We start from the raw sequence: 10,936 nt of genomic DNA on the forward strand, positions 1-10,936 counted from the left end.
CGAGACGACTCTCTTCATCGGCGGTCGGATCGATGCCCCAGCGCCCAGACATAGGCGGCGACCGCCTCAATGTTCGCTTTCGACAGTGCGACCCCTCCGAGCGGAGGCATGGCGCCCGTATGTTGCTTGGGCTCAGTGACGCCGTCCTCGATCGTCTTGGTGAGTCCCGCGAGGCTGCCGTCCGACCAGAGCCATGAGCCCGTGTTCAGCGCCGCGCCGACCGGCGTCCCGACGCCATCCGCGCCATGGCATCCAGCGCATGTTGCGCCGCCCGCCTCCCCGTGAAAGATCTTTTTGCCGAGCGCCACTTCTTGCGCGCTCGAGCCGGGCGGAACCGGGAGCACGCTTTGCGCCGAGGCGTCCGGATGAACGCCCTCGGGCGGCTCGGCCATGGGCGACGCGGCCGATAGGGCGTGGACAGCCGGCGCGGCGGCGATCGGCGCGCTCCTGTCGCCGACATAGGTCACGCGCCAGATGCGTCCGGCCTGATCGTCGGAGATGAAGAGTGTACCGTCGGGGGCGACGGCGAGCCCGCTCGGCCGATGCGCGGCGCGCCCCGGCTCCTTGTAGCGCCCGGCAAAGCCGTCGGCGAAGACGATGTAATCGCCCGTGGGCTTGCCGTCGGCGAGCGGCTGGAACACGACATTATAGCCTCCCTGCGGCCCCGGCGCGCGATTCCACGAGCCGTGAAAGGCGATGAAGGCGCCGCCCGAATAGGCCTTCGGGAAGAGCGAGCCACTATAGATTTTCAGATCATTCGGCGCCCAATGCGCCGGGTAATATGCGACCGGCGCCTCCGCCTGCTCGCATACGCCGATCTTCTCGCCGTCACCGCCATATTCCGGCGAGAGGACGAGCTTGCGGCGGCGCGGATCGAAGTAGCAGTTTGGCCAGCCATACCAGGCGCCCTGCTTCGCGATCATCATTTGTTCGGCCGGAAGCTCGAAGCCCTGTTCGGCGGTGAAGAGCTCGGGCCAGTCCTCATGCAGCTGGTCGCGACCGTGCTGTGTGACGAAGAGACGCCCGGCCGAGTCGAAATCAAAGCCCTCGGTGTTGCGACTACCCGAAAAATAGCGCTCTTTCGGCGAGAAGGTCTGACTGAGCGCGTCCGCGCGATAGCGCCAGACGCCGGCGCGCGTCTCCAACTCCGCGCAGGGGTCGTTGCCGACGGAATGCGGCATCCGGTTCTTCGCCTCGCAGTCATTGGTCGCCGATCCCATGGAAACGAAGAGATTGCCTTCGCCGTCGATAGAGAAGGGGTGCATGGGATGATCGCCGGTGATCGGCATGCCGGAGAGGACAATCTCCGGGCGCGCATCGGCGGCCGGCGGACCTGAGCCGATGTCATAGCGCACGATCTTGTCGTTCGCTTCGGCGTAGATCCAATGTTTGTAGCGCCAGATGCCGGTTCCGCCATGCGCGCCCTCGGTGACGCTCGGACCGAAGCGGAGCGAGATGTCGGCCTTACCGCTCCCTTTCGTATCCTTCAGCGCGACGAGAAATCTGCCGTCATGCGGCTTGTCGTTCCCGTAATAGACTCCGCTCCAGCTGTTGACATAGAGCGTGCCATTGGGCGCGACCACCATCTGGCGCGCATGTCCGACATGGTCGGCGAACACTGTGGCGCAGAAGCCTTCCGGCAACGAGAGGCCGGCATATTCGGCGCAGGGGCTTTTCGCCCCCTCGGCCCGGGCGGGCGCGAATGCGACGCAGGACGAGACGACGGCGCCCCCGGCTAGGGCAAAGGCGCGGCGGCGGGAGGAATTCGCCAACTTCATCATGCTCTCCTCGAAGTCGACGGCGGCGCGTGGGATCCCATCATCGGCGCTCTAGGCCACGCTTCGGCTCTGGGACATCGTCGATGCGCCATTGGAAAACGACCGCTCTCAATGAGAGGTTCCGTCCGTTCCGTGACAACGACCGTTGGACTTGAAGCTACTCTGCGAGGCCCCAGCAGGCGCGCTCTTGGTGCTTCGCTTTCGAAAGGAACCACTCCACGGCAATTGTTGTTATGTCGCAGGAACGAACACGGAGGGAGGTGGATATATGACCTTTCCCAAGGACCATTGGCAGAAGATCTATTCGACGAATGGTCTCGAGCGGGTGAATGGCGAAGATCGAACGCCGCAGAGAGGTCGTCGGCATCTTTCCCGACGAGGACACCGTCTCGTCGGCGCGATCCCGCTCGCGACAAACGACGTATCGGCCGTGCAGCGCGGTCGCTATATGACGCTGGAAACCATCGCGTCTTTGAGCGATGATCCCATCGTCAGGCTGTCCGCCGTGACCGCCTGTTCCTGCCGGCCAAAGGCGGAAATCTCAGTGTCCGCCTCGATCCAGCTACACCACGCGCTGGGACACGATCTCGCGCGCTGCACGATGTGACGCCTGATATCCGTCGAGCGTGATTTTGCGCGGCGGGAGTCTTTGCCTAGCGAAGACTCGACGGAAAAACGCTTTGGGCAGCGGAGACATCTCGTTTGGTGCGTAGCAAAAGGCCCACCGTTTCATGTCTGGTCGACCGCGCGGTAGAGATAGCATCGGCGTTTGATCTTGTCGTAAGTCTCTTCGACGCGCCACGATCCGCCGACCCGGCGCGCGAAGCGGTTCCACCGCTTTTCGAACTCTGGAACATAGCGCTGAACCCAGGGCGTGATGGTCGAGGTATGATGGTCATATGGGATAAAGACAAGCCGCGTTCGTCCATCATTTCCACGAGATATCGAAAGCTGAGCTTATATCGCCGATTTCAGTGCACGCAGAGAATGACGATCTCGCGGTCGAAATGGCCGCCGTTGAAATGATCGTCCGCACTCAGCATCAACCCGATTACACCCGCGTAGGGATGCGCCTACACACGGATTACGTCCCGCTCACGCCGTTTGCACCAGAGCCTCTTGGAGACGCCTTTTAAAAATCAGAGTTTATCGCGCTGGCAAGGACGGCCTCGAACCAGATGTGCCCGAGACTGGCTTACGCTCCGCTGTCGGACCCGGCTTCGCCGCGTTGGCGGCCTCCGGAGTTGGAGGGGCCACAGGAGTCGCTGAGCCGAGATTTGTCGAAACTCCGAAGAGCCTCCACTGCCCATCCACCGGGGCGAATAGAAGTTCGAAATTGACTTGCAAAGGGACGGAGGGAAATACGCCAGCGAAATGCATCATTCCGTGCTCGTCCAACTCTGGCAAGGTCGTGAGTTGAGGTTCGAGCACGAGTACGCCGGACAAATCGACCTTCTCCCGACGGAGGTTGGCGAAAATTTCTGCGAGCCGCGCCGGATTGTTCGAGGCCGCGAAGCCGGGCGCTGCGATATCGCGCAGCACTGTGTAATTGCCGGTTTTATTCCCCTGATCGAGCGCTATGAGCGTCGATCTTATCAAGATCATCACTCCGTTCTTGTCGATCTGCGCCGCTTTGGGCTGGTGCTTTTGCGTTTCCGCATGCGTGAACGAAACGCTTGCGGCCAAAAAGGCCGCAAGCGAAAAGAAAACACTCAAACGAGATCTGGTCATTAAACACCTTCCGAAATTTCACCACGCAAAGGTTGCGCCTACTCTGCCGCCGACGCCGCCCCGAGATAGACCCACGCCGATGCCGCCGTCCACAATCAGATTTTCTGTCACGCGAGCCAAAGCCGTCGCGCCGATCGCGTTCTCGCCGCGGAAGCCACCCCAGTGAGCCGAAACGGCAAAATTTTTGTTGTCCGGCAGCGCAGTAGTCGCGGCGGCCAAGGCGATTGCCGTCCCTTCATACGCGCGGCGGAGGCCTCTGTTCAACTCATATACCTGCCCCTGAAGAGCGGCGATATCTTGAGGACCAAACGCCGACGTAGCGAGATGACCCTGCGCATCGGTTGTCGTGAAGAAGGTTGGGCCGGTTTGTCTGGCCGAACTCGCGGCAGAAGTTATGCCGGGAGCGGTATAGGTGTTGGCTGCGTTTCCGAGCAGGAACTCGTTCTGCACGGCCGTCTGAGCATTGTTGCCGAGCGCAGTCGAATTCGTCGCCGTCGCTTTTGCATTATTGCCGAGAGCGGTGGAAAGCGTTCCAGTGGCGACCGTATTATCGCCGATCGCCGTGCCGCCGTTGGCTGCCGAGGCGTTGAGGCCGATCGCGACCGAGTTCGTCGCCCTCGCGTTGGTGCCGATGGCGATTGTGTCCGCTCCGGGACCTGCGACGGCGCTCTTGCCGATCGCGATGCCGTTCGTTCCCGAGGCTGTACTGCCGGAGCCAGCGGCGAAAGAGTTGGCGCCGCTCGCCGTGTTGCCTTGGCCAATGGCCGTCGCGGAGATCCCAGAGGCCGTGTTATTCGCACCGAGAGCTGTCGACGTCGCGCTCGAAGCCGTATTGCCACTGCCGAATGCGCTGGCCTGAACGCCGTTGGCCTGATTGTTGTTGCCGACCGCTGAGGAGAAGGTGCCATTCGCCACCGTGTTGGCGCCGATTGCGACGTCTTCTAAGCCAACTGCTTTGGCGTTAGAGCCGCCGATCGCGGTGGAGAACGCGCCGGAGGCTGTCGTTCCGTCCCCGAGCGCTGTCGCGTCCTGCCCGGTCGCCTTGGTGTTGAAACCGAGAGCGGTGCTGCGCGCGCCACTGGCATTGGCCAGATTGCCCACGGCTACCGCCGCAGTTCCGGTCGCGTTCGACGCCGGACCGACGCCCACCGCATTCGTGCCCGTGGAGTTCGCGAATGCGCCGATCGCCACACCACCGCCGCTCGAATTGGCGAGCCCGCCAATCGCGACGTCATTCACATTGACGGCTTTCGACTGGAATCCGACAGCTACTGAATTTGTACCGGTCGCGGCCGCCTGGGATCCGAAAGCAGAAGCTTGTACGGCCCCGTTTCCTCCGGCGAGCGAACTTGCACCGACCGCGGTGTTATCGTTGCCGAGCGCTTGAGCTTGTGTCGCCGGCGCGCCGTTCACGCCGAGACCGCCGATCGCAACCGTGCCGCCACCGGTCGCATTGGCTCCGAACCCCACGGCGACAGCCCCGCTGAGCGGCGCAGCGCTACTGTCCGCCTTAGCGCCGAAACCGTAAGCGGCGTCCGCCGTGCCGAGAGCATTGGAACCGAAACCCACCGCAGTCGACACGAAGGCCGGCGCATTCGCATTCGTGCCGACTGCGACGCCTGCCGCTGTCGCTTTCGAGTTCGTGCCTACGGCGGTGCTATCGCCATCGGCAAAGGCCCCCGACCCGAGTGCAGTGTTGCCTGGCGTGCCGTCCACGGTGGGACCCGCCACTGCGCCGGTACCGCAGGCAGTGTTGACGGCGAGATTGCTATCATTGCCTGCGACAGCTGGTCCGGCGCCCGCATTTGTGCAAATGACCGCATTCGCTGGCGAAGCCGCAAGCGTGATCCCGATTGTCACCGCCGCCGCGCCACCGAGCGCAAATGGCGATGGCGCGAAAGGGATGGCCGTCGTCAGCATGGCTGCGCCACTGAACAATGAGTGACGAAGTGAGCTGCGCTTCATGAATTTTGGACCCGAAAGCATGAATATGTCTCCATGAAATGCCGCTCTGAGGCGGCGGCTATAAAGATAGTACGGACAACGAACTCTGAGTTACTGTCCAATTGGGGATCAATGACAGTGTCTTTTCTGGGCTGCAGTGTTCACGAATCGGTGGGGTTTTTGTCCGCATCTCCGAGACAATCGTTCCATCAGCAGATGTTGCAAAGGCATCGTCACAAGGAGCAAAGGCTGCAGCTTTCCTTGACGAGTCGAAGGGGGGTCTGATCATTATTCGCGGATGGCAACACTACAGAAACGCGCCCGAAACAAACATAATGTTCGTGCTGAGTTCGCGTCAATTCGGAATGATAGACCTTCGTAATTTTCGGGGTGATGTGACGCGCTGGCAACCGTACGTGTGCTTCAATTCGCTTGATTTAATAGTATTGACACTTATGAAGTGTTGCTGATAACGGCAAAATTCTGTCGTATATACGTAGGTATGCCCGTTTGCCACAGCTTGTGAGATGAGCGGCCGCCCTCTACGCAGTTTGACGCGCTTTGCTCGCCCCCGTCGGCTTACTAGAAAGGCGAATCGAAGGAGCTGGAGAACGACGAACATGCGGTCTCTGCCGACGGTCGAGAATCAAATCGCCCGCAACGCCGCGTCCTACGACGATCTCCCCTATGCTTCGTATCCATTTCCTCAGACCCATCCGGCCCGGCTCGCGGCGATCGCTAGAATCTTCAAGCTGGAGTCCCCGCCACCTGCGACGGCGCGGGTGCTCGAACTCGGCTGTGCTGCAGGCGGAAATCTGATCCCTCTCGCAGCACGTCACCCGAATGGCCGTTTTCTAGGGATCGACCTTTCGCCTCGCCAGGTTGACGAAGGCTCCGGGCGCATCGCGCGACTGGGCCTTTCCAATATCCGCTTGCGGCGGCAGAGTTTGACCGACTTGAGTCTGAAAGACGGCGCATTCGACTACATCATCTGTCACGGTGTCTACAGCTGGGTACCCGCCCCGGTGCGCCGCGCGATCCTGCGCATAGCGCGAGAAAATCTCGCTCCGAATGGAATCGCTTTCGTAAGCTACAACGTGCTTCCTGGGTGGCGTCTCCGCCAGACTGTTCGGGACGCCCTCGCACTACACATCTCTTCGGACGGTTCCCTGCGCTCGCGAGTCGCGAAAGCGCGTTCGTTGCTCGAATTCCTCGAGCAAAACACCGCGTGCGAGAGCAACTGGGGACGAATCTTCCGCCTCGAAGCCGCTCAACTGAAAGGGATGGCCGATTCCTACATTGGCCATGAGTTTCTCGAAGATTGTAACGAGCCCTGCACCTTCAGCGACTTCATGCAGGAGGCCGCTTCGCAACGTCTCGCCTTTCTCGGCGAAGCCGACCTTTCCTCGATGCTTCCTGAAAACATCACTCCGTCGGCCGCCCCATTGCTGCGCGCCCTTGCGGGCGATCAACTTATCTCGCTGGAACAGCATATCGATATTTTTACAGGTCGAACATTTAGGCAAACGCTTCTCGTCCATAAGGATCGTGCAGAATCATGCGTTCGCCATTTGATCCCTGAGGCCATCGCGAACCTGCATTTCTCCGCACGCCCCGATTTCGCTTTTTCGCGCGAGGAGAATAGCCAGCATATATTCGTGGATGGAACCGGGGCGCGATTCGCGACTAGCGATCCGAAAATGAGGAGAGCGACAGAGACTCTGATCGCACGCCTGCCGGGGTCGAGTTCGCTAAACGAACTTGGGGCGGAACTCGGAGAATCCTCCGAAATCCTTACGCGCGCCACCCTGGCCGATGGACTGTTCAAAATGTTGATTGCCAACATTTTAACGCCTTCCGTGGACCCGACGAAGTCGGCAAGAGTATTGTCGGTCCGCCCCATCGCATGCCCTATGTTGCGGCAAGACGCAGCTACAGGGGCCACGAGCTCCGCCAATTTACGCCATGAACGCATTGAACTCGACGTGGTAGCTCAGGTCGTGGTTCCCCTTTTGGATGGAACGAACGACCGAGCCGCGCTAATCTCCGCAGTCGTAGACGCGGAGGCGGCGAGGAAGCTTTCATTCCAGAACGATGGGAAAACTATGACAGAGCAAAGTGGTATAGAACGGTGCGCGAGCGAACACGTTGACCGTGTTCTTTCCGATTGCCTGCGGAACTCTTGCCTTATTGGCTAAGGAGGTGAGATCAGCTCCTTCGATCCCAAGCTGATTGCGCGTGATCAGCGCCGCTTTTTCAGCTTTAGCGGTTCTGGTGCAAACGGCGTGAGCGGGACACAATCCGTGTATGGGCGCATCCCGACGCGGGGTTAACGGGTGATGCTGAGTGCGAACGATCTTTTCAAAAAGGCGGCCATTCCGACGTGAGATCATCGTTCTCTGTATGCGCTGGTTTCTGCGATACAATCGCAGCTGTCGAGATCTCGTGGAAATGATGGACGAGCGCGGCTTGTCTTTATGCATACGACCATCAAGCGCTAGGCTCAGGACCTATTAATTTCGAGTAAGGCGTGATTCAAGGTCTCCGATATGGAGGCTTTGATGGGTGATTTGTTTTTGCTGAGCGAAACGCAGATGGCGCGAATTTCCCCTCATTTTCCCTTGGCGCACGGCGTGCCGCGGGTGGACGACACGCCGCGTGGTCAGCGGGATCGTCTACGTTATCAAGAACGGCCTGCAATGGAAGGACGCCCCGAAGGAGTATGGACCGCCCAAGACGCTCTACAATCGCTTCATCCGATGGAGCCGGCTCGGCGTCTTCGATCGCATCTTTGCCGCGCTCGCAGGAGAAGGGCCGAAACCGGAGCGGATCATGATCGACTCCACTCATTTGAAGGCGCATCGGACGGCGGCGAGCCTCCTAAAAAAGGGGCTCTTTCCCGCTGTATCGGCCGCACGAAAGGCGGGCTGAACTCCAAGCTCCACGTCGTCTGCGACGGCGCCGGCAAGCCGCTCGTCATGATGCTGACCGAAGGGCAGATGAGCGATCACAAAGGCGCGAGGCTGATGCTCGAGGCGCTGCCGCCGTCCTCGGCCCTGATCGCCGATCGCGGCTACGACAGCGACTGGTTTCGCCAGGCGCTCGCGGAGCGCGGGACCAAACCCTGCATTCCCCCGACGAAGAGCCGTAAGAAGCCTCTCGATTACGACAAGGCGCTCTACCGGCAACGTCACAAGATCGAGAACCTCTTCGCCAAGCTCAAAGACTGGCGGCGCATCGCCACTCGTTACGATCGATGCGCGCACGCCTTCTTCTCGGCCGTATGCATCGCCGCCACTGTCGCCTTCTATCTCAATCAATGAGTCCTGAGCCTAGGTTCCAGAGTTCGAAAAGCGAATTCAGTGTCGCATGAGGCGCTTTCTCGACAGTCCGAGAACGCTGTGCGGACTAGATCCCGTGGGGAACGCTCATCCGCTACGAGAAAGGCCGCCGAGACGAAAACAGTCGGCCGTTCCGCCGCCGCATGCAAGGCGGCACAGACGAAAGGGGTGCGAGCGAGAAAGGAGGCGGTACAAAAAGCCGCAAAGACGCGCGTACGCCATTGATGCGTTAACCCCACCAGAGTGGGCCTCCGATCGACGGGCCGACGATTCCTCGCAGATGGGAGAAAGGCGCAGCGCGACCCGGGAGCGTCCCGCTTGCCCTTCGTCGCGATGGTCACCGCCGGGTTTGCGCGGCTGGCTGGCCGTCTGAACATCGGCCGGACTGGCCGCAGCCTGACGACGCTTGGGCTCAATTTCAATCCCCTATGTCCCCTTGACCAGCTGCGCTCAGCAAGGCGCAGAATGCGTCGCGAGGGGAATGTCGTGACCCGCAACGAGAGTCCGGAGCGATCTCGAAGTTCTCGGCAAAGACCTATGGCTATTCTCTTCCCTTTGTGCGGACGGCATGGCAGAATATTTTTCAATGGCGCGCGATGAAGGTCTCGAAGAGCTGTTACGAGAGGATCTCGCCGCAGAGCGAGCATTGTCCGAACGCGCGATGTTCGGCGGGCGTGTGTTTCTTCTGAATGGGAACCTCTTGTGCGGCGCTCGCTACGACGGCATGCTGGCGAGGCTTGATCCCGACGACGATGGCTGGGCGTTGAATTGCGATGGCGTCGTTCCCATAATATCGCGCGGCCGACGAATGCGGGGTTGGGTGCGTGCGAGTTCGATTGCGTTCGGCGATGATGAATTACGGCGCAAAATCTTGGAAGCTGCACTCACCTTTGTGAGGCGCTTGCCCACGAAATAGTGCAAACGATTCCGGTTGCTTCGCCGGTGTCGACGTTTTCGTTTCGATGATAAAAGCCAAAGCGCTTTCCGCGCGAGATCTGATTATTTTGTCGGGACTTGGGAGATCATCAGGGCCGTTTCGAGACGGCGCATTGCCCAGGCGAGTAACGCCTGGTTCGGTGGATGCGCGTGTTGCGATGCCGGGAAGAAACGGCCGCCAGCGTTTTCGCGGGAGCGGCCGTTTGGTTCATTTCGCGATCTCGGCCGGTGGCCGCCAAACCAGCGCGCCGTTGGCGATCGTGGAGCCGAGCGAAGGCGGCAAGAATTTGGAAATCTCGGCCGGAAGAGCCCAATTGGAACGCCGCCGGCCGAGCGAACCGCTAATGGCCGCTTCTGTGATGTCGTCGACGTCATCGGAAAGGGCTTTCGTCGAAGCGATCTCGGCCGGCGGCCGCCAGTCGCGAGCGTCGCTTGTGAACGAAGATCTGTGCTCGATGGCGGGCTCCTCGGCCGCTATCTCGGTTGGATGCGCCCATCCCGAGGCGGGTAATTCGGACGAGTTGGGAACACCGAGGCTCGCGACTGGTTCGACGTCGAGGTCGGCGGTTTTCGTAAAGGCGATTTCCACCGGCGGCTGCCAGACGCGAGTGCGGTTGGCGACGGGCGAGCGGCGGCCCTTGGCTATCGTGACAATTTCTGCAGGGGGAGCCCAATTCCGCACGGAAAGCGGGGTCGAGGTTCCGGCGACGTTGGTGATGGTCCGGGCGGGAGCGATCTCCCAAGGAGGCTGCCAAACGAGAATTCCGCGCTCGATTTCGGCAGGTGGAGACCAATGCGAGACTGGGCCGGCCGATGCCGTGCCGCCGAAGAAGCTGGCGGAGGCGTCGAGTGCGCCGCGCTCTCGCTTGCCGCAATCCGTGTGGTCTGATTGCCATTGTAGCCGTTCCGGACTGGATCGCGCCTGTCCGTCATGCAAACCGAGCAGAGCCACAACAGACAGCATGCAGAAAGCGTTGAAAATTCGCCACATGGTTGTGCTCCAAAATATGAGAAGATAATGGCATGAGGCTGCGGCGATCTTCGTGAATAGACAGTTAAAAAACGGAAATATACGAAATAATACCTACTTAAGCTCGGACGTGAGCGATTCCGCGTGATCGTTTCGGCTAGGCCGAGCAAGGGAACCAATCGGGCTTCTGATAAGATCTCTTTGAACGGCGGGCGCAATGCCTCTCTCGTCGACGA

General features: G+C 60.4%; 6 protein-coding genes and 3 pseudogenes. 5 read left to right on the forward strand and 4 right to left on the reverse strand.

The annotated features are described in order from the left end of the window. Window positions 1–14 precede the first annotated feature (14 nt). Window positions 15–1,781, reverse strand: coding sequence for a PQQ-dependent sugar dehydrogenase (locus ACT53T_RS22035; protein WP_476162847.1), 1,767 nt, complete (start codon window positions 1,779–1,781; stop codon window positions 15–17). Window positions 1,782–2,043: 262 nt separating this feature from the next. Between ACT53T_RS22035 and ACT53T_RS22040 the strand changes: the two are divergent. Next, a pseudogene (locus ACT53T_RS22040) lies at window positions 2,044–2,286 on the forward strand (transposase); the annotation flags it as partial. 638 nt (window positions 2,287–2,924) lie between these two features. Here the strand turns inward: ACT53T_RS22040 and ACT53T_RS22045 are convergent. Together ACT53T_RS22045 and ACT53T_RS22050 are read right to left on the reverse strand one after the other, a co-directional pair. Continuing rightward, window positions 2,925–3,509 carry a hypothetical protein gene (locus ACT53T_RS22045; RefSeq protein WP_476162848.1) on the reverse strand — a complete coding sequence of 195 codons (585 nt, stop codon included), beginning with the start codon at window positions 3,507–3,509 and terminating at the stop codon, window positions 2,925–2,927. 18 nt (window positions 3,510–3,527) lie between these two features. Continuing rightward, entirely contained in the window at window positions 3,528–5,495 is a 1,968-nt protein-coding gene (locus ACT53T_RS22050) for a YadA family autotransporter adhesin (RefSeq protein ID WP_476162849.1), read from the reverse strand. A gap of 578 nt (window positions 5,496–6,073) precedes the next feature. Here ACT53T_RS22050 and ACT53T_RS22055 point away from each other — a divergent pair. The 4 genes and pseudogenes from ACT53T_RS22055 to ACT53T_RS22070 all read left to right on the forward strand — a co-directional run bounded on the left by ACT53T_RS22055 (window position 6,074) and on the right by ACT53T_RS22070 (window position 9,710). Further along, window positions 6,074–7,651 (forward strand): methyltransferase regulatory domain-containing protein, encoded by a 1,578-nt coding sequence (locus ACT53T_RS22055; protein ID WP_476162850.1) that lies wholly within the window; start codon window positions 6,074–6,076, stop codon window positions 7,649–7,651. Window positions 7,652–7,856: 205 nt separating this feature from the next. After that, a pseudogene (locus ACT53T_RS22060) lies at window positions 7,857–7,951 on the forward strand (IS6 family transposase); the annotation flags it as partial. 63 nt (window positions 7,952–8,014) lie between these two features. After that, window positions 8,015–8,776 (forward strand): annotated as a pseudogene (locus tag ACT53T_RS22065) (IS5 family transposase). Between the two features lie 604 nt (window positions 8,777–9,380). Next, entirely contained in the window at window positions 9,381–9,710 is a 330-nt protein-coding gene (locus ACT53T_RS22070; RefSeq protein WP_476162905.1) for a cold-shock protein, read from the forward strand. Between the two features lie 228 nt (window positions 9,711–9,938). Here the strand turns inward: ACT53T_RS22070 and ACT53T_RS22075 are convergent, their stop codons facing one another. Beyond that, window positions 9,939–10,721: a hypothetical protein gene (locus ACT53T_RS22075; RefSeq protein WP_476162851.1), complete on the reverse strand. Its 783-nt coding sequence runs from the start codon at window positions 10,719–10,721 to the stop codon at window positions 9,939–9,941. Window positions 10,722–10,936 lie beyond the last annotated feature (215 nt).

The sequence above is a fragment of the Methylosinus sp. DMC45 genome, assembly GCF_056313885.1.

Excerpts from the sequence above, each read along its gene's own strand:
- ACT53T_RS22075 (WP_476162851.1), bottom strand. The coding sequence starts at position 10,721 with ATGTGGCGAATTTTCAACGCTTTCTGCATGCTGTCTGTTGTGGCTCTG.
- ACT53T_RS22055 (WP_476162850.1), top strand. The coding sequence starts at position 6,074 with ATGCGGTCTCTGCCGACGGTCGAGAATCAAATCGCCCGCAACGCCGCG.
- ACT53T_RS22070 (WP_476162905.1), top strand. The coding sequence starts at position 9,381 with ATGGCGCGCGATGAAGGTCTCGAAGAGCTGTTACGAGAGGATCTCGCC.
- ACT53T_RS22050 (WP_476162849.1), bottom strand. The coding sequence starts at position 5,495 with ATGCTTTCGGGTCCAAAATTCATGAAGCGCAGCTCACTTCGTCACTCA.
- ACT53T_RS22045 (WP_476162848.1), bottom strand. The coding sequence starts at position 3,509 with ATGACCAGATCTCGTTTGAGTGTTTTCTTTTCGCTTGCGGCCTTTTTG.
- ACT53T_RS22035 (WP_476162847.1), bottom strand. The coding sequence starts at position 1,781 with ATGATGAAGTTGGCGAATTCCTCCCGCCGCCGCGCCTTTGCCCTAGCC.